We start from the raw sequence: 24,363 nt of genomic DNA on the forward strand, positions 1-24,363 counted from the left end.
GGGCCTCCGATTTGCCCGGGAACGGGTATCAGAGCGTTTCGATCCGGATCAATTGCGGTTCACCCACTATGAACCCGTCGGCGGCGATCTGCGCAAGCGAGTCGCGCACGTCTGATTCCAAAGTCTGCTGCGTGATCATGACCACGGTGCGGGTCGGCGAGCCGTCCGGCGCGACTGCCTTAGCGCTCAAATCGGACCGCTGGATGACGGAATCGATGGAAATGCCGCGTTCGCCCATGCGGGTGGCGATGGCGGCCAGGGCGCCGGGCACGTCCTTGGCATTGAGGCGGATATAATAGCCGCCCTGATGGGCGCGCATCGGCGCCTCGCGATAGGGCATCAGCTCGTCGCTGGGTACGCCGAGCGGCGGCACGCGGGTGCCGCGGGCAATGTCGAGAATGTCCGACAGCACCGAGGAGGCCGTGGGCGGGCCACCGGCGCCGGGGCCGGCCAGCAGAAGCTCGTGCACGTGGTCGGTTTCGAGCGCCACGGCGTTCATCACGCCATCGACGCCGGCAATGGCGCTTCCCTTGGGCACGAAAGTAGGGTGGACGCGCTGCTCGATGCCATCATCGGTGCGCTGGGCGATGCCGAGCAGCTTGATCTTGTAACCGAGCTCGGCCGCGACCTTGATGTCGTGCTGGCTGATCTTGGAAATGCCCTCGACGCGGATTTTGTCGGGCGCGATTTCGTAGCCGAAGCAGAGCGTGGCAAGGATGGAGAGCTTGTGGGCGGTGTCGTAGCCCTCGACGTCGAAGGTCGGGTCGGCTTCGGCATAGCCGAGCGCCTGCGCGTCTTTCAGGCAATCGGCGAAGGAAATGTCCTCATTGCCCATGCGCGTCAGGATGTAATTGCAGGTGCCGTTCATGATGCCGAACACCTTGGCGATGCGGGCCGAGCCCAGCCCTTCGCGCAGGGTTTTGATCACGGGAATGCCGCCGGCGACCGCAGCCTCAAAGCCGAGCTGGGCGCCGGATTCCTCGGCCAGTTTGGCCAGCAGCACGCCATGCTTGGCCAGCAATGCCTTATTGGCCGTGACGACGGGGCGGCCGATTTCGAGGGCGGCTTTGACGGCGGCAAAAGCCGGGCCGTCTTCGCCGCCGATGAGTTCGACGAACAGATCGATGCCGTCGGACTTGGCGAGCGCCACCGGATCGTCGAACCAGTCGAGCCCAGAAATATCAATGCCGCGGTCGCGGGAACGCGAGCGCGCGGCAACGGCCGTCACCACCAATTGGCGGCCAAGTTTTCGCGTCAGCTCGGCGCCGTCCTTTTGCAGGATGCGCACCAGCGTGGCGCCGACATTGCCCAGGCCCGCCACACCCACGCGCAGCGGCGGCAGCGCCTCGCCATCGCCGAAATCCTGCATGGCCTTGAGGATGCGCGCCCGCGTATCGGAACGCGGTTCGCGGCCCTCGCGCAGGTCGAACACGAACAGCGGATCGCCCGCAACGGTGCGGCCGAAGCGGGTCGGGGTCCAGCCGCGTGCGGCGATAAAGGATTCAACGGTTTGGCGGAAGGAAGCGATATCACTCATGGTGGCGACATCTGCATAGGAATTCGCCTAGCCGTCAATAGGAGTTTGCGCCGAAGGGCGGGACTTCCCTGCCAGACCGCAGGGAAGTCCTAGACGGAAGGAAGGCCCCTACCCCGCCAGCGGCACTACGTTGCTGGTGCCGGGCTTGGAGCCCAGCAGCTTCTTGATGTTGCGGGCGGCCTGGCGGATGCGTTGTTCGTTTTCGACGAAGGCCAGGCGGATATATTGATCGCCATATTCGCCGAAGCCGACGCCGGGGGCGACGCCCACGCCGGTTTCCTTGATCAGGAGCTTGGCGAATTCGAGCGAGCCCATATGGGCGAATTGTGCGGGAATGGGCGCCCAGGCAAACATGGTGGCCTTGGGCACCGGAATGTCCCAGCCCGAGCGGCCGAAGCTTTCGACCAGCACGTCGCGGCGGTATTTGTAGATCTTGCGAACCTCGTCGATCACGTCGTCGCTGCCGTTGAGGGCGGCGGTTGCCGCCACCTGGATCGGGGTGAAGGCGCCGTAATCGAGATAGGATTTGACGCGAGCCAGGGCCGCGATCAGGCGTTCATTACCCACGGCAAAGCCCACGCGCCAGCCGGGCATGGAATAGGTTTTGGACATGGAGGTGAATTCGACGGTGATGTCGATGGCGCCGGGCACCTGCAGCACCGATGGCGGGGGGGCGTCCTCATCGAAATAGATCTCGGAATAGGCGAGGTCGGACAGGATGAAGATGTCGTTGGCCTTACAATACTTGACCACCTCGGTGTAAAAATCGAGGTCGGCCGTATAGGCGGTCGGGTTGGCCGGATAGTTCAGCACCAACGCGATCGGCTTGGGGATCGAGTGCCGCACGGCACGATCCAGCGAGCGCATGAAATCCTCATTGGGGTCAGCCGGCATGGAGCGCACGACACCGCCACTCATGATGAAGCCGAAGGAATGGATGGGATAGGTCGGGTTGGGCACCAGCACCACGTCGCCGGGGGCGGTGATGGCCGAGGCCATATTGGCAAAGCCTTCCTTGGAGCCCAGGGTCGCGACGATCTGCGTATCGGGGTTCAGCTTCACGCCAAAGCGGCGGCCGTAATAGCTGGCCTGGGCCTTGCGCAGGCCGGGAATGCCGCGCGAAGTCGAATAGCGATGGGTGCGCGGGTCCTTGACCGTTTCCTGCAGCTTTTCAACGATGTGCTGGGGGGTCGGCATATCGGGATTGCCCATGCCCAGGTCGATGACATCGACACCGTCGGCGCGGGCCTTGGCCTTGAGCGGATCGATATGGGCAAAGACATAGGGCGGAAGACGGCGGATTTTGTGGAAGTCGTCGCTCATGATTTCCTCGGCGGCCCGCTGGGGACCTTGATCTGGGCCGCGACGCGCCTGGTGCGCTACGCATCTGATACAGATGTCGTGATTATCGCGGAATTATGGTTGTGAACGGGTTAAACGGCCCCGTTTGGGGCGCTTTTCTCATGTTCGGCTCTTCCCGGCCCTTTGGCGGGGCCATTCGGGAAGAGCTAGCGGGCGTTCGCGCCCGCCGCTGCAAAGGCGGCCGCCGACACGAAATTGCCGGCGAGCGAGGCTCCAACCAATGCAAATGTGTACAGGGACGGCATATGTCTTGCCCTTCAGAAGCGTTTTTTGTAATGAAACCAGCTATCGATAAGGCCGTTCATAAATCCTCGTCGGGGTATTGTAAATGGTCCGGAGGACGCCAACCTTCGGGATCAGAACGGCGTATGTGAGGTAATATCTTGAAGCGGATTGCCCTTGTTACAATCGGCACGCAAGGCGACGTTCAACCCTACCTAGCCTTGGCCATTGCGCTCAAGGAGCGCGGCTATTCGGTTGTATTGGGAGCCTCCGAGGAATTCCAGGACATGGTGGAAGGCTATGGCGTGGAATTCCACACGCTCGGCCCCTCCATCCAGGCCTTCCTGCTGCAGCAGCGATTCGAGAATGCGATGAGCCAGTCCATGCTCATCAACGGCCCTTCCCTATTGCGGCAAGGCCAGCAAATTGTGGACACCGCCGCGCGTCACGCCTGGAATATGTGCCAGGGCGCGGACATGCTGATCCTCAACATGAATACCAGTTTCGGCATCGACATTGCCGAGGCGCTGCATGTGCCCGCCGTGATGGTGGCCCTGCAGCCGCTGAACTCGACCAGCGAATTCCCGCTCTGCATCTATTACGGCGCCGATTTCGGGCCGGCCTTCAACAAGCTGACCTATACGGCCATGACCGTGCAGCAGATCTATTACAACCTGCCGCGCAACAAGCTGCGCCGGGAGCTGATGGGGCTGGATTCGCGCAAGAAGGGTGGCTTCTTCCGCAATACGGACGGCACGCCGCTGACCACGCTTTACCCCTATTCCCCCGAGATTTCGCCGCGCCCGCGCGATTGGCCGAAAAGCGCCATCGTCACCGGCTATTGGCAACTCAAGGACCGCACCGACTGGCAGCCTTCCGAGGCGTTCCAGAAATTCCTCTCCGAGGGCGAGGCGCCGGTCTATATCGGGTTTGGCTCAATGCCGTTTGGCGCCGAGCGCAATACCAAGATCTTGAAGGAAGCCGTGGGCATGTGGGGCGGCCGTGCCGTCGTCGCGCGCGGCTGGGGCGGCATCAACCCGCAGGATTTGCCGGATAGTATTTTCGCCATCGAAAAGGCGCCGCACGACAAGCTGTTCAAATATGTCTCGGCGGTGGTGCATCATGGTGGCGCCGGCACGACATCGGCGGGGCTGCATCTGGGCCGGCCGACCTTCGTCGTGCCGCAGACGGTGGACCAGCCCTATTGGGGCCGCCGCGTCTATGAGCTGGGCTGTGGCCCCAAGCCGGTGCGGCTGCGCAAGCTGACCTCGGAAATCCTGGCCGGGGCTTTGGCTGACCTGTCCACCAATGAAGACTATCGTCGCAAGGCCGCCGATATCGCGGAAAAGCTGCATGCCGAGAACGGCACGGACAAGGCGATCACCATCATCGAGCGGGTGATGGCGAATTATGTGCCGCATGCGAACAAGGTCAAGAAGGTCAAGAAGCCGTCGCTTAAGCTGGTTGGTTGAGTTGCGACGGGGCCGTTGGTCCCGCGCCCTACCCCCGACGTTGCAATTTCCCACGATGTCATTCCGGCGCAGGCCGGAATCCATGCTGAAGGCCATCCCGGCGCTGGATGTGCGTGGATAACCACGGACATGGATTCCGGCCTGCGCCGGAATGACCCGGTGCGTGTGGGGAGCTTTGGGGCACAAAAAAGGGAGGCTCGCGCCTCCCTTTTCCATTTCAGCGATGCAACCAGCTTATTGCGCCGGCACGCCCACTTCATCGAGCGCGTCGATGCTTTCGCCGCGGTCGTAGACGTCCTGATTGAGGATGCCTTCGCGCTTGGCGACGATGGTGGGGATCAGGGCTTGGCCGGCGACGTTGACCGCGGTGCGGCCCATGTCGAGGATCGGATCGACGGCGAGCAGCAGGCCGACGCCTTCGAGCGGCAGGCCCAGGGTGGAGAGCGTCAGCGTCAGCATGACCACGGCGCCGGTGAGGCCGGCGGTGGCGGCGGAGCCGATCACCGAGACGAAGACAATGAGCAGGTAGTGATGGAATTCCAGCGGGACGCCGTAGAACTGCGCCACGAAGATAGCAGCGATGGCCGGATAGATCGCCGCGCAACCGTCCATTTTGGTGGTGGCGCCGAGCGGCACGGCGAAGGCAGCGTATTCACGCGGTACGCCCAGATTCTGCTCGGTGACGCGCTCGGTGAGCGGCAGCGTTCCGATCGAGGAGCGGGACACGAAGGCCAGTTGGATGGCCGGCCAGGCGCTCTGGAAGTAGCGGATCGGGTTGAGGCCATGGGCCTGCAACAGGATCGGGTAGACTACGAACAGCACGAGCGCGAGGCCGATATAGATGGCGGCCGAGAACCAGCCGAGCTGCGCCAGCGCATCCCAGCCATAGACGGCGACGGCGTTGCCGAGCAGGCCAATGGTGCCGATCGGGGTCAGGCGGATCACCCACCATAGGATCTTGTGCACGACCTTGAGGAAGGAGCGGTTGAACGCCAGAAACGGATCGGCAGCCGGGCCGACGCGCAGGGCGGCGACGCCAACGGCGATCGAAACCACCAGGATCTGCAGCACGTTGAAGCTGAGGCTGGTGGTAGCCGAACCATCGGTGACGCGGGTCGAGGCGGTGAGGCCCATAATGTTAGAGGGGATCAGACCCTTGAGGAAATCGAGCCAGGAGCCGGTCGAGGACGGCGCCTTGGCAGCGGTTTCGGCGACGGCGGTATTGAGGCCGGGCTGGATGATCAGGCCCAGCGCAATGCCGATGGCCACCGCGATCAGCGCGGTGATGGCGAACCAGAGCAGGGTCTGCCAGACCAGTTTGGCGGCATTGTTGAGTTCGCGCAGATTGGCGATGGACGCCACGATGGCGGTGAACACGAGCACCGGCACCAGCGCCCGCAGCAGCGAGACGAAGGAGGAGCCGATGGTCGACAGCGTCTGGGTCAGCCAATTGGCATTGCCGGCCGCGTCGGGGCCCATATTGCGGGCGATGAAGCCCAGGATGAGGCCGATGACCATGGCGGCGAGCACCTGGAAGCCGAAGGTCCGGTAGAACGGCTTGGGCGCACGCGCCGGGCGCGCGGCAGAAACAGTGGTTGGGGACATGTCAAACCTGTGAAGCACCGAGGAATCGCACACCAATTGAGCGAAGCGCCTCGAAATTAGCCACAAGATAGGCCGGCAAGGCGCTTTTTTCTGCGCATCGTTTTCCGTTTGGCTCAGGCGAGGAGAAAATTCTTCTCGGACGCAGGGCTGTTGCGGCAATGCTGATGCGTGATCAGAGGCGGCGGCACAGTATCGTGGCTAAGCCTGCAATGGCGGGCAGCAAGACCAGCGTCACGGCATAGGCGGTGATCAGCAGACCAAGGCCGGGGTCGAACCACGCCAGAGCCAGCAGAACTGCGCCGGTAAGACCACAGGCGATCCCCACAATGCGATGCACCAGTTTCCACGCTCGGTCCGAAACGATGGGCCAGGGCATGCGCAGGCCGGCATAGGTGTGCCGCTCGGCCTCGAAGAACACGATGCCCAGGATCAGCAGCACGATGCCCAGCCCTGCCCCGGTCAGCCGCACCAGATCGATATCCGAGCCGATGCCGATGACCAAGAGGCCTAACTGGATTGCCGTGACGACGGCCAGCAGCAGCGTCAGCGCGGGATCGAGGATGTGCTGGACCTTGGCGAAGTGATTTTTGCTCAGCAGGCGCCCGAGCAGGAAGAAGGCGGCGAGTATCAGCACTTCGATCAGCGGCGCCACCGGCAGGGCGAGATCGCGCGGCCAGAGCCAATCGGCATAGCTGCCCGACCAATGCGCCGGATAGGCGAAATCGGCGGGAACGCGGAGGAAGCCAACGCCGGTAATGGCGATTGTAACTGCGAGCAGCAGGAGGTGGAAGCGGGTGACGAGGCGTTGCATGGGCGAGGTCCGGAAGGCCAACCAGATATAGGCAGCGGATGCAGCTTGGGAAGAGACAGGCGCCTGCTGACACCATGTGTCATGCCGCCATGACAGGTTGGCCCGGCGTCAACAATTCGCCAATCGCAAAAAGGAGATGACACATGTTCATCATTTTGGGCGCTAGCGGCAATATCGGCTCGCAAGTGGTAAAATCATTGAGCGAAGCGGGGCAGCCGGCGCTGGCCGTGGTGCACAGCGCCGAGAAGGCCAGGGCTTTCGAAGGCGGGAAGGTCGCGGCGGTGGTCGCCGACGTCACGGACAGCGATGCACTCCGCGCGGTGTTTCGGCGTGGCAAGCGGGCCTTTCTGCTCAATCCGCCCGGCGATACGAGCGGCGACAGCAACGCGGCGGAACTGGCCACATCGCGCAGCATCACCGATGCCCTCGCCGATAGCGGGCTTGAGAAGATCGTGGTGGCGTCGACATATGGCGCCAGGCCGGGCGCTGGTGTCGGCGACCTCACGACCCTCTACGACTTCGAGGAGCGGGCGAAGGCCAGCGGCATTGCCACGGCTATCAATCGCGGCGCCTACTACTTCACCAACCTGGCCATGCTGGCGGAGCCGGCCAAGGGCGGGACGCTGCCTGCCATGTTCCCGGCCGCGTTCACGCTGCCAATGGTGCATCCGGCCGATCTCGGAATCGTGGCCGCGGAGCGGCTGCAAAGCCCGATCGACGATACTGGCGTCGTCTATATCGAGGGGCCTGAGCGCTACAGCTTCGGTGATGCAGCGGCTGTGTTTGCGCGGCATCTGGGGCGCGAGGTCACGGTCGCCACGACACCGCGTGAGCAGTGGGAAGACAGTTTTCGCAAGATCGGTTTTTCTGATGAAGCGGCCCGCTCCTATGCGAGGATGACGGCGGCAACGCTGGATAAACTCGATGTTCCGCCATCGCCACGGCGCGGGCGCGTGACGCTGGATGAGTATGTGGCGGGGCTGGTGGGCGGATAAGACCAAAATACCCGGCCATCACCCTCCCCCACAGTGCGGGCAAAACAAAAGGGCCGGTTTCCCGGCCCTTTCGCAAAAATCGATATACCGAAGCTTAGCGCTTGGAGAACTGGAAGGACTTGCGGGCCTTGGCCTTGCCGTACTTCTTGCGTTCGACGACGCGGCTGTCGCGGGTCAGGAAGCCACCCTTCTTGAGGACCGGGCGCAGGGCCGGCTCGAAGAAGTTCAGCGCCTTGGAGATGCCGTGACGAACGGCACCGGCCTGACCGGAGAGGCCACCACCGGCAACGGTGACGACGACGTCGTACTGGTCATTGCGTTCGGTCGCGACGATCGGCTGCTTGACGATCAGCTGCAGAACGGGACGAGCGAAATAGGTAGCGAACTCGCGACCATTGACGGTCACAGTGCCCTTGCCCGGCTTGATCCAGACGCGAGCAACGGCGTTCTTGCGCTTGCCGGTGGCATAGGCGCGGCCGAGCGAATCCAGCTTCTGCTCGTGGATTGGGGCGGTGTTGACGACCGGAGCGACCGAGCTGGTGCCGAGATCTTCGAGGGAGTTGATGGTGTCGGCCATATTACTTCACCCGCACATTCTTGGAGTTCATCGCAGCAACATCCAGCGTGGCCGGGTTCTGCGCTTCATGGGGATGCTCGGCGCCGGAATAGACGCGCAGGTTCTTGAGCTGGGCACGGGTCAGCGGGCCACCAGGCATCATGCGGCGAACGGCGTTCTCGAGAACGCGCTCGGGGAAACGGCCTTCCAGCAGTTCACGAGCGGTACGGTCCTTGATGCCGCCGGGGTAACCGGTGTGCCAGTAGAAGCGGTGCTGGTCGAGCTTGCGGCCGGTCAGCTTCACCTTGTCGGCATTGATGACAATAATATTGTCGCCCATGTCCATGTGGGGGGTGAAGGTCGGCTTGTGCTTGCCGCGCAGGCGCGAAGCGATGATCGAAGCGACACGACCCACGACCAAGCCTTCGGCATTGATCAGGACCCACTTCTTTTCGATCTCGCTCGGTTTTGCCGAGTAAGTGCTCATCGTTGAATTCCTTAGATTTCTGGCTTGCCGACCTTCGTCCAAGGAAGAAAGCAGCATGTTCGGCGGTCCGTGTAGGAGGGAAACGCGATGCCGTCAAGAGCCTTAATAAAGACAAGCAATTTCAATCACTTATCTTTGCGGTATTATGATACCACTCGCTTTGCCCGGATCAGATCGGCCAGATAGAGCGTCCCGGCCCCGGCCAGCAGGAAGGCCATGGCCTGGTGGGCGACCGCCAGATCGATCTGCACCATGGTCAGCAGCGTCGCAATGCCCAGGCACACTTGCAGCAGCACCATGATGGCGAGCCGCGGCAGCCAGGCATTGGCGCCGGCAAAACCCTCGCGGCCAGCCTGTAGCCAGAGCAACACACCCAGATAGAGCACGATGCCATAGGCGATGCAGCGGTGAATGAACTGCACGGTGAGGCCATTTTCAAAGAAATTGCGCCAGAGCGGGTCCATGCGGCCCAGCCCGCTGGGAATCAGCGCGCCATCCATCAGCGGCCAGGTGTTGTAGCCCATGCCCGCATCGATGCCGGCGACGAAGGCGCCTGCTGCGATCTGGAGGATGACGAGCGCGACGAAAGCGCCGGCTGTCCAGAAATGGACGGGTTTGACACTGCCGGTGATATGGCCGGGATGCAGGCTGCGCGGCACATAGACCAGCGCGATGAACAGAATCGCGGCGGCGGTCAGGTGCGCCGCAAGGCGATATTGGGACACCGAGGTCAGCTCGGTGAGGCCCGACGAGACCATCCACCAGCCCAGCACGCCCTGGAAACCGCCGAGCAGGAACAGGCCGAATAGCGGCCAGGCCAGCTGCGCGGTGAAGCGCTTCTGCACCAAAAAGACCAGGAAGGGCACGATGAACAGCACGCCCAGGAACCGGCCCAGCAGGCGGTGGAACCATTCCCAGAAGAAGATCATCTTGAAGTCGTCCACGCTCATCCAGGTATTGTTGACCTGGTATTGCGGGATCTGTTTGTAGGCGTCGAATTCGGCCAGCCATTGCGCGTCATTGAGCGGCGGAATGATGCCGGAAATCGGCTTCCAGCTGGTGATGGACAGCCCCGACTCGGTGAGCCGTGTGATCCCGCCGACCACCACCATGAGCAGCACGAAGGCTGCCATCACATAGAGCCAGATGCGAACCGGGCGAAGGCGATCGGCCGGATAGCTGGTCTGACTGAGGGCGGGCGAATGGGTCGAAGTCACGGCGGTTTCCCGGTATAAGTTGGGGCAAGGGAGTGGTATGCCCCCCCGAACTATCCCGCAAGAGCACCGATGCCGCACATGACCCAGAGCCACCGCAAGTTGATCGGCGTGTTTTTGACCATGATCTCGATCGCCCTGTGGGCCGTGCTTGGCACCGCGATCTATCTGTTGCTGCCGCCCGGCCTGCCCGGCTGGGTGCTGATCATCTATTTCATCATTGCAGGAATGGGCTGGCTGCTGCCGTCGATGGCGATCATTCGTTGGATGGCAAAGCCGGATGTGGCGGGCTGATCAGCCGGTCAGCTTGCCCATGGTTGAAAAGATCACTCCGGTCGCAAATACATCGACATAGCGCCGAGACTGGAAGTAACCGTTGAGCGAGATGCGCGGCAAAGCGTGCAGGCTTTGGGCGTGGTGGGCATAGAGCCCGCCGGGGCGCGTGGTGACGCCGCTGACAAAGCCGAGGTCGCGCGCCATGTCGAATTCGCGCTGGCCCGCCGAGGCCGGGCCGCCAATGGGGTAGGAAATATGGCTGGGGCGTTGGCCGAACTGGGCCAGTAGCACTTCGGCTGATTGCTGCATTTCGGAGCGGGCCTGATCGGCGTCGAGCTTGGCCAGTTCGTAATGGTGCACAGTGTGGGCGCCGATGGTGCAGAGCGGATCATCGGCCAGTTTGCGTAGTTCCTGCCAGTCCATGATCAGGGTGCGGCATTGCTGGGCCAGGTCGTAGCCGTAGCTGCGGGCGAAGCTGTGCATCAGCGCGACGCGGTCGGCCTCGGGCATTTTGCGCATGCGCCAATAGAGCGCGTCATAGGCCTGCTGCTTCTCGGCCGTGGTCCGCGTATCGACATAATCGGTCTCATCGCCCTGGGTGAAAGCAACCGCATCCTGGCGGGCGATAATGTCCTCGATGGCCTGCCACCAGATGTCGCCGACGCCATCGACCAGCGCGGTGGGTACATAGAGCGTGAACGGCGCATTGTGACGGCGGAGCACGGGCAGCGCGTATTGCAGGTTGTCCTTATAGGCGTCGTCAAAGGTCAGGACGACGAAGGGACGGCCCTTTTCGCTGGCTTTGAGCCGGTCGATGGCTTCGTCGAGGCTGACAATGTCGATGCCCAGGTCGCGGACCCGCTCGATGACATAGTCGAGGAAATCCGGCGTCACCTGCAGGATGGCATTAGGCGAGAAATCGGCCGGTGCACCGGGCAGGACCCGGTGCAGGGTGAAGATGACGCCGCGCGAGGCCGATAGGCTTCGCAGCAGGCCGGGCAGCCGGGACAGCCACAGCGCCTCGAACATGGCCCTGATGACGGTATATTTCAGCGACATTGCGGGCTCCGCTCAGGCAGCAACACGCTCGGGGACGGCGGCGATCTCGATCGAACCGAAGCCGGCTTCAGCCAGCTGGATGCGGGTCTGCTCGATGGCTTCGAAGGGTTCGTCCTTGGGAGCGACCAGCAGGATGCGGCCATCCAGCGCGCCGAACATGGACAGGGTAGAGGCCATGCCGACCGGGCCGGTCATGATGACGACCACTTCGTAGATATCGCCCAGGGCCTCGATCAGGGTGATCGGCTTGCTGGAGCGGCGGTCGATTGCGGTCCCCTGCCCCCATGGAATTTCGGCGAAGCTGTTATCGGCCGATTTGTGCACGACATCGCCAAAGCTGACGCTTTCGGTGCTCAGATCGGTGAGGCCCGCCTCGTCGGAGGCACGGCCGCTGCCGGCGTCGACCAGGGCCACGCTCAGGCCCTTGGCGAGCGCGTCGCCCACCAATTCCTCGGCGAGGTCTTCGCAATCTTCGTTGGAGCTCTGGCCGGCCAGGATGACCAGATGGGTGCGGCCCAGCACGAGGTCCGAGGCGAGCTGGCTATAGCTGATGGTGTTCGCGGGTGGCAGGTTTGCACGAACTGGCTCGGCAGGCGCTTTGGCTTCCGCCGTGATCTCTGGCTCGGCCATGATCGCTTGCACCGGCTCCTCGACCGGCTTGGCTGGTGCGACAGGCTCATCTTGCACGGCGACCACAGGCTCGATCCGCTCGGGCGCCGGCTCGTCCTTCACCGGTACGGCCTCGGCCACCGTGGGTTCTTCCCAACGCTGGTCGGGCTCGAGTTCGTCTTCGGAAAAGGGCACTGCTTCCAGTTCGTCCTGCGGGCGGACGCCGGGAACGATGGCCCGACCCGAGATCAGTTCGGAGAAGATGATGATACCGACCTGCAGCGCCACCGAAACGATGCCGACAGCCAGCAGCACCATTGCGGTGCGCGGCGAGGCCGGGGAGACGGACGGGGCCGCGACGCTGATGACGCGGACGTCCGGCAGGGCCGAATTGGAGTCGGTGCGCGAAATGGCTTCGTTATAGCGCTGCAGATAGCCTTCGAGCAGGTCGCGCTGGGCCTTGGCCTCGCGCTCCAGGCCGTCAAGCGTCACCGTATCCTGTGTGGCGGTGGAGGCGGAGGATTTGACGCGAGTCAGGTCCGCCTGCAACGAGGTTTCGACATCGGCCTCGACCTGCGCTTCGGCCTCAAGGGCTTCGGCGACACGGCGGCCTTCGATGGCGATCTGGTTGTTGAGCTCGGCAATCTGGGCGGTCAGCGCCCGGATGGTGGGGTGATTGTCCAGCAAAGTGGCCGAGCGCTGAGCCTTTTCGCCCTGCAACCGAGCCTTTTCTTCGCTCAATTGCTGGATGGCCGGGGATTGGCGCACATCGTTGAGGCTATCGATGGGCTGGCCGCGATCGAGCAGGCCGCGAATGACCGCGGCGCGCGACAGGGCAGTATTCTTGCGCTCCTGGGCGGCGCTGATCTGGCTGGCAATGGTGGAGAGCTGCTGATCGACCAGGCTGGTATTGTTGCCGCCGGTGAACAGGTCATTGTTCACCTTGAAATCAGCAACGGCCCGTTCGGCATCGGTCACGCGGACGCGCAGCTTGTCGATTTCCTCGCGCAGCCAGGTGGATGCCTCGGCAGTGTCGGACAGCGAGAGCTGGGCGCGGCGGGTGACGTGGGCATTGGCGACGGCATTGGCAATGTCGGCGGCCAATTGCGGATTGGTCGAGCGGACCAGCACCGACATGATGCGCGAGTCGCGGGCCTGGATCACGGTCATGCGGTCGTAGAGCGTGCTCAGCACGATTTCATCCACGCTGACCGGCGCCGATTTGCGGCCCAGCATCTGGGTGATCACCGCCATGGGCGAAAAACCGCCGCCGGCCGAACCGTTGAACTCGGGGACCGAGCGCAGGTCGAGCTGATCGACGACCTTAAGCAGGGTATCGCGCGACTTCAGCAGCTCCATCTGGCTGGAAACCACGCTGGCATCCGTCGGATTGGGCGCAACAGCGTCATTGGAGGCGCGGGTATAAACGTTGTCGCGCGGCTCGATCAGGATGGATGCCGAGGATTCATAAAGCCGCGGCTGAAACATCAGGAAGGCGAAGGCAGCAGCCAGCAACAGCAGTGTAATGAGAATGATGCGCGGCAGACGCTTGAAGACGGCGCCAAGCACCGCTCCCACGTCTATTCGCGCATCGCGCACGGCCGGCGACTCATAAGTCATCGCAATCCCTCGTTTGTTGGCAGGATTTATGGCCGCAACGTAGTAAGCAATCCGTTAAACTTCATGCAGATCGCAATAGTACGATGCCGCCTTAAGGGAATTCTTAACCATAGCCGGATGACATTGGCGCCACCTCAAATGCGCGAGATTCTGATGCGCTGGCTGCCAATTCTCATCGTCGCTCTCATGCCGCCGCTGGCGGGTTGCGCCACCACGGGCTCGGCTACCTATCTGGTGGAAACCAAGGGGCCGTATCAACTCGACACCGGCGACTCGGTGCGCGTCACCGTTTACGGCGATGCCGAACTCAGTTCGACCTATCGCGTCGACGACGCCGGCTCCATCGCCTTCCCGCTGGTCGGGCCAGTGCAGGTGCGCGGCACGACGACGACAGGCGCCGCCGCCCGGCTGGCGGCAGCGCTGTCCAACGGCTTCATGCGCAATCCGAACGTGGCCGTGGAAGTGGCGGAATACCGCCCCTTCTTCATCCAGGGCGAAATCGCCCGGGCCGGCCAGTTCCCCTATGTCTATGGCATGACCGTCCGCGCGGCGATCAGTACGGCGGGTGGTTTCTCCGATACGGCCAACCGCGACGAGGCGGTCGTTTACCGTAGACAAGGCAATGAGATGGCCAAGGGCGTTGTTGGGCTCGACTTCCCGATCTTCCCGGGCGATACCATCGTCATCCAGGAAAGATGGTTCTGACGGAGCGATAGATGGCCGAGCCCAAGCTGCGCATCCTGCAAGTGATGCGCGCTCCCGTGGGTGGCCTGTTCCGGCACGTTGCCGATCTCACGCGCGCACTCTCCGAAATGGGGCATGATGTTGGCCTCGTGGTCGACAGCCTTGCCAATGATGCCCAGACCGAAAGCAAGCTTGGGGCGCTGCTGCCCTATGCAAGCCTGGGCATCCATCGCTTTGCCATGCCGCGCGTGCTCGGGCGCGGCGATCTGGTGACGCCGCTGGGCGTGCGCAAGCTCGCTAAATCGCTGGATATCGATGTGCTGCATGGCCATGGCGCCAAGGGCGGCTTTTATGCAAGGCTGGCCCGGATGGGGGGCGGCAAGGCCATTGCCGTCTATACCCCGCATGGCGGGGTGCTGCATTTTTCGCGCGCCTCGCGATCGGGCCGCATCTTTCACCGGCTGGAGCGCCTGTTGATGGGCCAGACCGGCGCCATCATTTTTGAAAGCGCCTATGCGCAAAAGACCTATTCGGCGCTGATTGGCGAGCCCACCTGCCCTACGCGCATCATTCACAATGGCCTGACGCCGGATGAATTCGTGCCGGTGCCGCCCGATGCGGATGCGGCCGATTTCGTGTTTGTCGGCGAATTGCGCGACCTCAAGGGCATTCATGTGCTGGCCGAGGCGCTGGTGGGCGTCCACCGCCCCGATGGTCAGCCCGCAACGCTGACGCTGGCCGGCGACGGTCCCGACCGGGCGGCGTTGGTCGAACAGATTACCCGGCTAAATCTCACAGACCGGATCACCCTGCCCGGCGCGCAGCCAGCGCGGGCAATGTTTTCGCGCGGCCGCTGCATAATCGTGCCCTCGCTGGCCGAATCCCTGCCCTATATCGTGCTGGAAGCGGCCGCCGCGCGGCTGCCGGTGATTGCCACCAATGTCGGCGGCATTCCCGAAATCTTCGATGGCAGCGCGGAAAGCCTGATCCCGCCCAGCGACGTTCCGGCCCTACAACAGGCCATGCAGCGCGTGCTGGATGATCCCCAGGCGGCGCAGGCGGAAATGGAAATACGGCTGGCGCGGATCGAAAGTGCTTTCTCGCTGGCCAACATGGCCGGGCAAATCGAAGCGCTCTATCAATTGCTGTTGGTAAAGACTTAGGCAGTCGGTTTCACCGAGTTTTCATTCCTTGAACTCAAGATGTCGCCAGTTTCGAAGACTGGTGGCATCAGAATGTATCGTGTCGATGCAAAACAAGCCGTGCTGGATCATGTATCCAAGCAGGGCGCGGCGGGCGAGCGTCAGCTTTCGCCCGAGGCGGAGGCGATTATCGCGGCGCCGGTTGAGCGGACGCTGTCGGGCGCCGTGGTCGTGGGCATCGCGCAGGTGATCGAGGCCGTGTTGCTGGCGGGCCTGGGCTATTTCATCTTTGAAACGCTGGTGGCGATCGGCGAGGCCGAATTCTATGTGCCGGTGATCCTGGCATCGTGCCTTCTCGCCAATGTGCTGTTCAACGCCGCCCGCACTCACCGCATTGTCGCCTATCGCACCCTGTTCAATCAGATCGGCCGGGTGCTGGTGGGCTGGACGCTGGTGATGACGGTGCTGGCCGTCGGCATCTTTTTCTTCAAGGCCGCTGACTTGTTCTCGCGGCTGTGGCTGTTGAGCTGGTTCGCCGGTGGCGCCGTGCTGCTGGTCGCCTATCGGCTGGCATTGCGGGCCATAGTCATGCGCTGGACCGCCGCCGGACGGCTGCGGCGCCGCACGGTCATCGTGGGTGGCGGCAAGGATGCCGAAGTGCTGATCGAACAGATCCGCGCCAGCGCCAATAACGATATTCGCCTGCTCGGCCTGTTCGATGACCGGGTCGATGCGCGCTCGCCCGACAGCGTCGCCGGCTCGCCCAAGCTGGGCAAGGTTGCCGATCTCATCGAATTTGCCCGCCGTACGCCGATCGACCTGGTCATCGTGTCCATGCCATTGTCGGCGGAAAAGCGCGTGCTGGAAATGCTGACGCAACTCTGGGTGCTGCCGGTAGATATCCGGCTTTCCGCCCATATGAGCAAGCTGCGCTTCACCGACCGCGCCTATTCCTATGTCGGCGATATCGCCGTGTTCGACATGGCCGACCGGCCGATTTCGGACTGGAACCTGGTGTTCAAATGGGTGTTCGACAAAGTGGTGGCGCTGACTGCACTGATCCTGCTGTCCCCCGTCATGGTCGCCACCGCCATTGCCATCAAACTCGAAAGCAAGGGGCCGGTGTTCTTCATGCAGAACCGGCACGGCTTCAATAACGAGCTGATCAAGGTCTATAAATTCCGCTCGATGCGCACCGACATGCTCGACCACAACGCGGTCAAGCAGGTCACTAAGGACGATCCGCGCGTCACCAAGGTTGGCAAGATCATCCGCAAGAGCTCGATCGACGAGCTGCCGCAATTGTTCAACGTGCTCAAGGGCGAACTGTCCATCGTCGGCCCCCGCCCCCATGCCCTGCAGGCCAAGGCCGACAACAAGCTCTATTACGAGGCCGTTGAGGGCTATTTCGCGCGCCACCGCGTCAAGCCCGGTATGACCGGCTGGGCACAGGTCAATGGCTGGCGCGGGGAAACCGACACGATCGACAAGATCATGCAACGGGTGAACCACGACCTCTATTATATCGAACACTGGTCGATCCTGTTCGATTTCTACATCGTGCTGCTGACCCCGGTGTCGCTCGTTTCCAAGAATGAGAATGCATATTGAGCAGCATCGGCACGGTTGATGGCGGCGCCTTTACGGCCGGATCCAAGGGGTTCGGCTTTGCCGTGCTGCGCTCCAAGACCGGGCGGCTGCTCGATATCCTGGTGGGGTTCTGGGTTTTCACCGGCGCCATGGTGTTTATCGAGCCCTCGCCTTATGAGGTGAGCTTTGCCGCCATGCTGCCGGTGGCGATCCTGGCCGGCATGGGCCTCTATCGCTCCACCTTCGGCCTCCTTGCCATCATGATCGGCTTTATTCCCTTTGCGCTGATCGCGGTGTTTCAGGTGCGGATCACCCCGCTCGATGATGCGCTGATTTTCACCGCCGTCACCATCTTCCTGCTGCTGACCAGCTATTTCATCGCCAATTATCTTGCCGAAGACACGACGCGGCGGTCGCGCATCGTCATAGGCGCCTATACGGCAGCGGCGGTAGTGGTTTCGCTGATCGGCACGCTCGCCTACCTCCGGCTCATCCCGGCCGCCGATCTTTTCGTGCTCTATGGCCGCGCCAAGGGCACGTTCAAGGACCCCAATGTGTTCGGGCCGTTTCTCGTGCTGCCGGCCATGTTCGCCTTGCAGCGCGTGCTGCTGCTCAAGGGGCGGCGGGCGCTGTTTGCCGGCATGGTTTATGGCATCCTGTTCGTGGGCGTGTTTGCCAGTTTCTCGCGCGCCGCCTGGGGGCATTTCGCCTTCTCCTCCATCATGGTGATGGGGCTGGTGTTCTGGCTGGAGGCGGCGGCGCGCGACAAGGTGCGCATCATGATCATGTCGCTGCTCGGGCTGGTCATGCTCGGGGTGGCGCTGGCCGGGCTGCTCAGCATTCCGGCGGTGTCGTCACTGTTCGAGGAGCGCGCCGCCGGGCAAAGCTACGATCAGGGCGAAACGGGCCGGTTCGGCCGCCAGGGCTATGCCTGGGACCTGGCGCTGGAAAATCCCTCGGGCATCGGCCCCAAGGAATTCCGCAACCTGCGGGTGAGCGAAGACCCGCACAATTCCTATGTCACCGTGCTGCTTGTCTATGGCTGGGGCGGCGGCTTTTTCTACTACCTGCTGATCGTCCTGACGCTGTGGCGCGGCTTTGCCGCCCTCGCCCGCCCCTCGCCCTACCGGCTGATCATGATTCCCCTGATCAGTACTTTCGTCATGCTGGTCGGCGAGTCGGCCATTATCGACACCGATCACTGGCGCCATTATTTCCTGATTGCCGGCATGATCTGGGGCATCTCCACCGCCATTCGCAACGATCACCGTTCCGGCGCGCCGCGCGAGCAGATGGTCATTTAGGCCAGAGCGCGCCGCGCAGGTAGCGTTCGGCCAATTGGGCGGTTCCGGCGGCGAAGCCCCGCTTATGGGTTTGCGCCAGCCGCGTTTCCGCATGCGAACCAATCCAGGCCAATAGCGCCATGCGGCGCAGCATGACCATGGAATCGATGGCCTCGACATGCTCGTCGTCCAAGGGCCGCACCGTGCGGTAGCCCTCGATCCAGAGCGAACGCAAAGCGGGAATGGCGGCATTGGTTTCGTGGAAGGAAATGGCGGCGGCAAAGTCGTAGACGAACCAGCAGAAGCCCGCATCGTCGAAATCGATCAACGTCACATTGGAGCCATCGACCAAAAGATTGCCCAGCCGCATATCGGCATGGATCAAACCAAAGCGGTCTTCGCCCAGGCCATATTCGCCCAGCCGCCGCCACAGGGCGGAATCGGTGCGATCGAGAACGGCCCGGATCGTCTTGTCGACGCCCGGCGCGATGCGCCAATCGCCCCATAGCCCATCGGCATCCAGAATGCTCGCGGCGCGCCAGACCGGCCGCTGGAAGCCCTCGGGCTGCTGCCATTGGGTGGCATGCAGGTGCAATTGCGCGGCGTAGCGGCCCAGAGTGCGGAACAGTTGGCACATATCGTCATCGGGCGTTGGCTCGGCGCCATAAGCAAAGCGGAACAGCACGGCGAGGCGGGTTTCCTCGCCCGAGGTCTTGAAGGCCTGCAGCAGCCGGCCATCGAGGCCTGGAATGGGTTCGGGAATCGGCACATCGGTATCGCGCCGCAGCGCCGTGAGCCAGGCCAGTTCGCTCTCGATAGCGGGACGCGACTGATAGCCGGGACGATGGATGCGCAGGGTGAAGCGGCCGCGGCGCTCGGTCTCGACCAGGAAGGTCTGGTTTTCCGAATGATTGATCAGCCGGGTGGTGCCCCCGGCCAGATCCGGCCACAGCGACAATGCCGGTTGAACGTCGCTTGCGCTGAGCGGCATCACGGCTCTCCAGATTGCATCGCACCCCGAGGGGGTAGCAAGAGGATCATCAATGAGGAGGGATTTGGTCGGAGCGGCCGGATTTGAACCGACGACCCTTTGTCCCCCAGACAAATGCGCTACCAGGCTGCGCTACGCCCCGACTGCGCGGAGACATACGGAAAGGGTGGTTTTGATGCAAGAGCTGTTTTCGGGAAAATGGCACAAACCCACATTGGCCACAGCCTAATCGCATTCGGACGCCGCCGTGAGTCCCCAAGCGAATGCGCTTTTTATGCTAATGCGATGGAACCGCTGAGGGAACCTGGCCGCGGGCGCCGCGTTTAGTATGAACAGGTTTGCCCCTGTGACCTCCAAACGACGTCATGTCGAGACCCCGGCCCCATGCACACAGGACCGGGGTCATTTTTTGTCTGAGGCCAGGAAGTCGTTGGGGCGGCTCAGGCAGGCCACGTAGAAATCGACCAGGCGGGCATCCAGAGCTGCGCCGAGCGTGGCACAACGTTCGATTTCGGCCTGTACTGGCCCCTGTTTCGCCAGCGTTTCCAGCAGATTGGCGTGCACGGCTGCCAATGCGATAAATGCCGGATTTTTGGCAAGTGTCTCGTCACCCAGCAGGAGGTAGACGGGCTCGCGTTCGCTCATGCCGCGGAGTTCCAGTGCGCCGGCCGGCAGGCAGGCCAGTTCCGGTGCGGCGGCGCGGGTTGGGGCCGATATCAGGATATCGTAATTCGCGATCCGGCAGGCGCCTTCGAGACGGCTGGCGACGTTGACGGTGTCGCCGACACACGAATAATTGAAGCGGCTTTCGAGCCCCATATTGCCCACCAGTGCCGGGCCGGTCGCCACCCCGACACCGATCGCGATGGGCTCGGCCGAGCCCGCATTGAGCCGCTGCAACGCCGCGCGCATGGAGAGGGCGGCGCGGCAGGCGTGCAGCGGGTGCCGGTCGAGCGTGGCTGGGGCATTCCAGAAGGCCATCACCGCATCGCCCATGAATTTGTCGATCGTGCCGTGCTGACCGATGATGGCGGCGCCCAGGGCGGCAAAGAGCCGGTTGAGGATGGCGACGAGTTCAGTGGGCGCGGTGCGCTCGCTGAGGGCGGAGAAATTGCGCACGTCGGAGAACATCACACTCATCTCGCGCAGATCGCCGCCCAGCTTGAGCAGGCTGGCGTCCTTATCGAGCCGGTCGAGCAGGGTCGGCTCGACATAATGGGCGAAAGCCTGCCGGACGCGGCGTTTGTCGGCATCGGTCACGGCGAACTGGAAGAAGGCCATGGCGGCATAGGTGAGCACGGCGCCGAACAAAGCAAAGCTGGGGTCGATCAGCAGGCCATATTGGCTGAAGGCAAACCAGCTGCCGGCCAAGGACAGAGCCGCGATCATCGACGAAAACAATAGGCCCACCAGCGGGCCGCTCGACAGCAGGACCAGCACGATGGCCAGCCCGCTCACCGCCAGGACGACGATTTCGAGGCCCGCCACCCAATCGGCGCGATTGAGAAAGGTGCCGGTCAATATTTGTTCGAGTGCCTGCACATGGATGGAGACGCCGGCCACCGCCTCGCCCAGTGTGCTGGCACGGATGTCGAGCAACCCGCTCGCCGAGGCGCCGATGAAGACGATGTGGCCCGCGACGAGTGGCGCGAGTGTGGCGTAATTCTGGGCGAGGAGATCGGCCGCCGGAACATAGATCGACGGCTCGAGGTGCCGGTAATAGAGCCACATATCGCCGGTGGGGCCGGTTGGCACGGTATAGTCGCCGACGCGCAGGCCTTCGACCATGCCGGCGCTGTCGCCCAGGACCACCAGTGTCGACGCCCCCTGCGCCACGCGCAACGCCTCCACTGATAATGTCGGCAACGGCGCCGTACCGTTGGACCACAGCAGCGGCAGGCGGCGGGCCACCCCTGCCCCGGTGGTGTCGAGGCTGGCGACACCCAGGCCCTTGGCCGCCTGCTCCAACAGGGGCAATGGCGATGCCGCCCCGCCCAGCGCTGGAAGAGCATTCAACGGGTCCGTTCCCGTCAGTGCGAAGCCCGATTTGGGCGCTGGCAGCGCCGCCTGGCTCTTCTCGCTGCGCGTGAGGCTCAAGATGCTTGGCCCGGTCGCAAGTGCGGTGGCGAATTCGGCGTCATAGTCGGCACCAATCGACAGGATCGAGGATGGCGAGAGGCGGTCTGGCTCGGGAAACAGCACGTCGAAGGCGATGGCCGCGGCACCCAGTTCGGTCAGGCGGTTGGCGATGGTCGCCATGGTGCGCCGCGACCAGGGCCATTGCCCAACCTTTGCAAGCGAAGTTTCGTCTATGTCGATGATCCGCACCGGCAGATCGGCGGGCGCGGGGCGTGGCCGCAATTGCTGGAAGGTGTCGAAGGCGGTCTCGCGCGCCACCTGGACGGGATAGGGATCGCTGGCGCGCAATGCCACCAGCAGGCCGACGATGACGGCGCCGAAGACCAGGGCCGACAGCCGCCGTTTCCACATGGAATTAGTTGATGCGCCTGCGGTTTGGCGTCCGCACCGTCACCGGCGCGCCGGGCCGGGTGCGCACATCGCGGCGGAAATCGCTGGGCGAGGTGCCGGCGATCTTGCGGAAGGACTTGTTGAAAGCACTGAGCGAGCCGAAGCCGCTGTCCATCGCCACCTGCAGCACATTGGCCTCTTCCTGCATCAGCAGGGCCTGCGCATAGCTCAGCCGCATCAGGTTCACATAATCGTTGAGCGTCATGCCCGTGGTCTTCTTGAACACGTTCATCGCGTATTTCGGGTGAACATTGGCCGCTGCGGCGATATCGGAGGAATCGATGTCCTCACGAAAATTGTCGGCGATAAAGTCGCAGATGCGCACCACGATCGGGGAGGAATGGTGATCCAGCCCCTCCACCGCATTGGCGATATCGGCGCGGCCGGGCAGCAGCGAATAGGCGTCAAAGCGCACCCGCTCGATCCGCAACAGCAATTCGTCGACGGCCATACCGGCCTTCATCGGATCGCCCGAACGGGCATAATCGTTCCAGCGGGCAAAGTTGAGCGTGTCGGACGCGTCGGTGGCCTGAGTGATCAGCGTCGCGCCCTGCATCAGCTTGGATTGCACATCCTGGGGCAGCCGCAGCCGGAAGAAATGCACCAGCGGCAGGTGTCCGCCGGCATAGACGACATCATCGGCCGCATCATCCAACTGGTGGGGCAGCCCGCCCCAGAACAGGGCCATGTCCCCTTCGCTGAAGCGCACCTCGTGGCCGCTCATCTTATAGTGGACCCAGCCGCGCACGATGTAATTGACCTCGACCTGGGCATGCCAATGGGGCGCCCGCATTACCGGCGGCGCCGCATGAAACATCGACAGCACGGTGGGCAGCCGCTCTACCCCGTTGGCATCCGGCACATAATAGATCCTTTCGGTCATCTTACTTTCCGCCAACTCCGCATGCCTTTTCGCATGGACGTATTGCACCAGAGGCATAGCTTAGGAAGGGCTCGAGCTAAGAGCAAATGAAAAGGGAGGACTTACATGATCCGCATTACATCGCGGTGGCGCAATACGCTTGCTGTTGCGCTGACCGGCGTGAGCCTGTTCAGCGTCGCCGCCGCCTCGGCAGCCGAAATCACCGTCTGGTGCTGGGACCCCAACTTCAACGGCGCGACGATGGAAGAGGCATTCTCGCGCTACAAGGCCAGCCATCCCGACGATACGATCAAGGTCGAAATCTTCGACAAGGCCGCCATGGAGCAGAAGCTGCAGGCGCAGCTCGCATCCGGCGCCACCGATGGCCTGCCCGATATCGTGCTGATCGAAGATTATCGTGCGCAGAAATATCTGCAGTCCTTCCCCAGCTCCTTCGAGCCGCTCAATAGCCATGTCGATTACTCGACCTTTGCCCCCTACAAGGTGGAACTGGCGACCCTCAACGGGCAGACCTATTCCATCCCCTTCGATTCCGGCGTTACCGGCTATTTCTACCGTTCCGACCTGCTGGCTGAAGCCGGCATCACCCCGGACCAGCTCAACAACATCACCTGGGATCAGCTGATCGAGATCGGCAAGACCGTCAAGGAAAAGACCGGGCTGCCGCTGCTGCCGATCGATCCGACTTCGTCGGACTGGATCCGCATCATGCTGCAATCGGCCGGTAGCTGGTATTTTGATGCCGATGGCAATGTGACCATCAAGGACAATCCGGTCTTCAAGGCCGCTGTGGAAACCTATCAGCGCCTGATGACCGCTGGCATCACCACGCCGGTTTCGGGTTGGACGGAATATACCGGCTCGTTCACCTCGGGTAAGACCCCCTCGACCTTCTCGGGCGTGTGGATGACGGCCACGATCAAGGCGAATGCCGATCAGTCCGGCAAGTGGGGCGTTGCCCCCTCCCCGCGCCTCGATGGCGTTGAAGGCGCCGGCAATGCGTCCAATCTGGGCGGCTCGAGCTGGTATGTCCTCTCCTCGGCTCCCGAGAAAGAAAAGGCCATAGATTTCCTGACCTCGATCTGGGCCAAGGATGTCGATTTCTACCAGAAAATCCTGGTCAACCAGGGCGCTCTGGGCACCTATCTGCCCGCCCGTGAAGGCGAAGCCTTCAAGGCCAGCGACGAGTTCTTCGGCGGCGAGCCCGTCTGGCAGAACTTCTCCACCTGGCTGGCCGCGATTCCGGCGGTCAATTACGGCATCTTCACCGAAGAAGCCGACACCGCCACGGTTGCACAAATCCCGGCGATTACCAGCGGCGGCAACGTCGATGAAATCATCGCCGCCATCGATGCTCAGGTTCGTCAACAGACCCAGTGATACCGGCATCCCGGGGGCGGCCTAGCCGTCTCCGGTCCTCCCGCGGCCTCGCGCTC

The 24,363-nt window shown here is 62.8% G+C and carries 20 protein-coding genes and 1 tRNA gene; 8 read left to right on the forward strand and 13 right to left on the reverse strand.

The window, feature by feature from the left end; all coding sequences use genetic code 11:
• Positions 1-28: 28 nt before the first annotated feature.
• Positions 29-1,369, reverse strand: a complete 1,341-nt coding sequence (locus N8A98_RS21425; RefSeq protein WP_262172104.1) for a homoserine dehydrogenase — start codon at positions 1,367-1,369, stop codon at positions 29-31.
• 276 nt (positions 1,370-1,645) lie between these two features.
• A complete protein-coding gene (locus N8A98_RS21430) occupies positions 1,646-2,860 on the reverse strand; it encodes an LL-diaminopimelate aminotransferase (protein WP_113122922.1) in 1,215 nt (404 codons plus the stop codon).
• A 422-nt stretch (positions 2,861-3,282) separates the two neighbouring features.
• Between N8A98_RS21430 and N8A98_RS21435 the strand changes: the two genes are divergently transcribed.
• Positions 3,283-4,593: a glycosyltransferase gene (locus N8A98_RS21435; RefSeq protein WP_262168351.1), complete on the forward strand. Its 1,311-nt coding sequence runs from the start codon at positions 3,283-3,285 to the stop codon at positions 4,591-4,593.
• A gap of 234 nt (positions 4,594-4,827) precedes the next feature.
• Here N8A98_RS21435 and N8A98_RS21440 read toward each other — a convergent pair whose 3' ends face one another.
• A complete protein-coding gene (locus tag N8A98_RS21440) occupies positions 4,828-6,198 on the reverse strand; it encodes a dicarboxylate/amino acid:cation symporter (protein WP_262168352.1) in 1,371 nt (456 codons plus the stop codon).
• A 172-nt stretch (positions 6,199-6,370) separates the two neighbouring features.
• Complete coding sequence (locus tag N8A98_RS21445) at positions 6,371-7,009, reverse strand: SdpI family protein (RefSeq protein WP_262168354.1); 639 nt, start codon at positions 7,007-7,009, stop codon at positions 6,371-6,373.
• A gap of 143 nt (positions 7,010-7,152) precedes the next feature.
• Between N8A98_RS21445 and N8A98_RS21450 the strand changes: the two genes are divergently transcribed.
• Positions 7,153-8,004, forward strand: coding sequence for an NmrA family NAD(P)-binding protein (locus N8A98_RS21450; RefSeq protein WP_262168355.1), 852 nt, complete (start codon positions 7,153-7,155; stop codon positions 8,002-8,004).
• Between the two features lie 94 nt (positions 8,005-8,098).
• On the opposite strand, the gene rpsI is transcribed toward N8A98_RS21450, so the two are convergent.
• The 3 genes from rpsI to N8A98_RS21465 all read right to left on the reverse strand — a co-directional run bounded on the left by rpsI (position 8,099) and on the right by N8A98_RS21465 (position 10,264).
• Positions 8,099-8,581 carry a 30S ribosomal protein S9 gene (gene rpsI / locus N8A98_RS21455; protein ID WP_262168357.1) on the reverse strand — a complete coding sequence of 161 codons (483 nt, stop codon included), beginning with the start codon at positions 8,579-8,581 and terminating at the stop codon, positions 8,099-8,101.
• 1 nt (position 8,582) lies between these two features.
• Positions 8,583-9,047: a 50S ribosomal protein L13 gene (gene rplM, locus N8A98_RS21460; RefSeq protein ID WP_113122928.1), complete on the reverse strand. Its 465-nt coding sequence runs from the start codon at positions 9,045-9,047 to the stop codon at positions 8,583-8,585.
• A gap of 143 nt (positions 9,048-9,190) precedes the next feature.
• Positions 9,191-10,264, reverse strand: a complete 1,074-nt coding sequence (locus N8A98_RS21465; protein WP_262168359.1) for a COX15/CtaA family protein — start codon at positions 10,262-10,264, stop codon at positions 9,191-9,193.
• Positions 10,265-10,333: 69 nt separating this feature from the next.
• Here N8A98_RS21465 and N8A98_RS21470 point away from each other — a divergent pair, with 69 nt between their 5' ends.
• A complete protein-coding gene (locus N8A98_RS21470) occupies positions 10,334-10,555 on the forward strand; it encodes a DUF2842 domain-containing protein (protein WP_262168361.1) in 222 nt (73 codons plus the stop codon).
• Here N8A98_RS21470 and N8A98_RS21475 read toward each other — a convergent pair whose 3' ends face one another.
• A complete protein-coding gene (locus N8A98_RS21475) occupies positions 10,556-11,596 on the reverse strand; it encodes a polysaccharide deacetylase family protein (RefSeq protein WP_262168362.1) in 1,041 nt (346 codons plus the stop codon).
• 12 nt (positions 11,597-11,608) lie between these two features.
• Positions 11,609-13,825 carry a Wzz/FepE/Etk N-terminal domain-containing protein gene (locus N8A98_RS21480; RefSeq protein WP_262168363.1) on the reverse strand — a complete coding sequence of 739 codons (2,217 nt, stop codon included), beginning with the start codon at positions 13,823-13,825 and terminating at the stop codon, positions 11,609-11,611.
• 138 nt (positions 13,826-13,963) lie between these two features.
• Between N8A98_RS21480 and N8A98_RS21485 the strand changes: the two genes are divergently transcribed.
• From N8A98_RS21485 to N8A98_RS21500, 4 genes are all read left to right on the forward strand, one after another.
• Positions 13,964-14,530, forward strand: a complete 567-nt coding sequence (locus N8A98_RS21485) for a polysaccharide biosynthesis/export family protein (RefSeq protein ID WP_262168364.1) — start codon at positions 13,964-13,966, stop codon at positions 14,528-14,530.
• An 11-nt stretch (positions 14,531-14,541) separates the two neighbouring features.
• On the forward strand, positions 14,542-15,672 hold the full coding sequence (locus N8A98_RS21490) for a glycosyltransferase family 4 protein (protein WP_262168365.1): 1,131 nt from the start codon (positions 14,542-14,544) through the stop codon (positions 15,670-15,672).
• Positions 15,673-15,744: 72 nt separating this feature from the next.
• Positions 15,745-17,262 (forward strand): undecaprenyl-phosphate glucose phosphotransferase, encoded by a 1,518-nt coding sequence (locus N8A98_RS21495; RefSeq protein WP_262168366.1) that lies wholly within the window; start codon positions 15,745-15,747, stop codon positions 17,260-17,262.
• On the forward strand, positions 17,259-18,545 hold the full coding sequence (locus N8A98_RS21500) for an O-antigen ligase family protein (protein WP_262168367.1): 1,287 nt from the start codon (positions 17,259-17,261) through the stop codon (positions 18,543-18,545). Before N8A98_RS21495 ends, N8A98_RS21500 begins: the two co-directional genes overlap by 4 nt.
• On the opposite strand, the gene N8A98_RS21505 is transcribed toward N8A98_RS21500, so the two are convergent.
• The 4 genes from N8A98_RS21505 to N8A98_RS21520 form a co-directional block, all read right to left on the reverse strand.
• The gene (locus N8A98_RS21505; RefSeq protein ID WP_262168369.1) at positions 18,538-19,515 is read right to left on the reverse strand and encodes a phosphotransferase enzyme family protein; all 978 of its coding nucleotides are present in this window, start codon (positions 19,513-19,515) and stop codon (positions 18,538-18,540) included. The genes N8A98_RS21500 and N8A98_RS21505 overlap by 8 nt on opposite strands.
• Positions 19,516-19,580: 65 nt before the next feature.
• Positions 19,581-19,657, reverse strand: a tRNA-Pro gene (locus tag N8A98_RS21510).
• 260 nt (positions 19,658-19,917) lie between these two features.
• Positions 19,918-22,005, reverse strand: coding sequence for a CHASE2 domain-containing protein (locus N8A98_RS21515; RefSeq protein ID WP_262168370.1), 2,088 nt, complete (start codon positions 22,003-22,005; stop codon positions 19,918-19,920).
• 4 nt (positions 22,006-22,009) lie between these two features.
• Positions 22,010-22,927, reverse strand: a complete 918-nt coding sequence (locus N8A98_RS21520; RefSeq protein ID WP_113122938.1) for a helix-turn-helix domain-containing protein — start codon at positions 22,925-22,927, stop codon at positions 22,010-22,012.
• Between the two features lie 105 nt (positions 22,928-23,032).
• Here N8A98_RS21520 and N8A98_RS21525 point away from each other — a divergent pair, with 105 nt between their 5' ends.
• The gene (locus N8A98_RS21525) at positions 23,033-24,307 is read left to right on the forward strand and encodes an ABC transporter substrate-binding protein (protein WP_113122939.1); all 1,275 of its coding nucleotides are present in this window, start codon (positions 23,033-23,035) and stop codon (positions 24,305-24,307) included.
• The last annotated feature ends 56 nt before the right edge of the window (positions 24,308-24,363 follow it).

Origin of the sequence: Devosia neptuniae, assembly GCF_025452235.1 — a bacterium.
Lineage (GTDB): Bacteria > Pseudomonadota > Alphaproteobacteria > Rhizobiales > Devosiaceae > Devosia.

Bases quoted from the DNA above. Each gene is read 5' to 3' on its own strand.
- N8A98_RS21490 (WP_262168365.1), top strand. From the start codon at position 14,542: ATGGCCGAGCCCAAGCTGCGCATCCTGCAAGTGATGCGCGCTCCCGTG.
- N8A98_RS21505 (WP_262168369.1), bottom strand. From the start codon at position 19,515: ATGCCGCTCAGCGCAAGCGACGTTCAACCGGCATTGTCGCTGTGGCCG.
- N8A98_RS21525 (WP_113122939.1), top strand. From the start codon at position 23,033: ATGATCCGCATTACATCGCGGTGGCGCAATACGCTTGCTGTTGCGCTG.
- rplM (WP_113122928.1), bottom strand. From the start codon at position 9,047: ATGAGCACTTACTCGGCAAAACCGAGCGAGATCGAAAAGAAGTGGGTC.
- N8A98_RS21430 (WP_113122922.1), bottom strand. From the start codon at position 2,860: ATGAGCGACGACTTCCACAAAATCCGCCGTCTTCCGCCCTATGTCTTT.
- N8A98_RS21445 (WP_262168354.1), bottom strand. From the start codon at position 7,009: ATGCAACGCCTCGTCACCCGCTTCCACCTCCTGCTGCTCGCAGTTACA.
- N8A98_RS21480 (WP_262168363.1), bottom strand. From the start codon at position 13,825: ATGACTTATGAGTCGCCGGCCGTGCGCGATGCGCGAATAGACGTGGGA.
- N8A98_RS21470 (WP_262168361.1), top strand. From the start codon at position 10,334: ATGCCGCACATGACCCAGAGCCACCGCAAGTTGATCGGCGTGTTTTTG.
- N8A98_RS21485 (WP_262168364.1), top strand. From the start codon at position 13,964: ATGCGCGAGATTCTGATGCGCTGGCTGCCAATTCTCATCGTCGCTCTC.
- N8A98_RS21450 (WP_262168355.1), top strand. From the start codon at position 7,153: ATGTTCATCATTTTGGGCGCTAGCGGCAATATCGGCTCGCAAGTGGTA.
- N8A98_RS21515 (WP_262168370.1), bottom strand. From the start codon at position 22,005: ATGTGGAAACGGCGGCTGTCGGCCCTGGTCTTCGGCGCCGTCATCGTC.
- rpsI (WP_262168357.1), bottom strand. From the start codon at position 8,581: ATGGCCGACACCATCAACTCCCTCGAAGATCTCGGCACCAGCTCGGTC.
- N8A98_RS21520 (WP_113122938.1), bottom strand. From the start codon at position 22,927: ATGACCGAAAGGATCTATTATGTGCCGGATGCCAACGGGGTAGAGCGG.
- N8A98_RS21425 (WP_262172104.1), bottom strand. From the start codon at position 1,369: ATGCAGGATTTCGGCGATGGCGAGGCGCTGCCGCCGCTGCGCGTGGGT.
- N8A98_RS21495 (WP_262168366.1), top strand. From the start codon at position 15,745: ATGTATCGTGTCGATGCAAAACAAGCCGTGCTGGATCATGTATCCAAG.
- N8A98_RS21475 (WP_262168362.1), bottom strand. From the start codon at position 11,596: ATGTCGCTGAAATATACCGTCATCAGGGCCATGTTCGAGGCGCTGTGG.
- N8A98_RS21440 (WP_262168352.1), bottom strand. From the start codon at position 6,198: ATGTCCCCAACCACTGTTTCTGCCGCGCGCCCGGCGCGTGCGCCCAAG.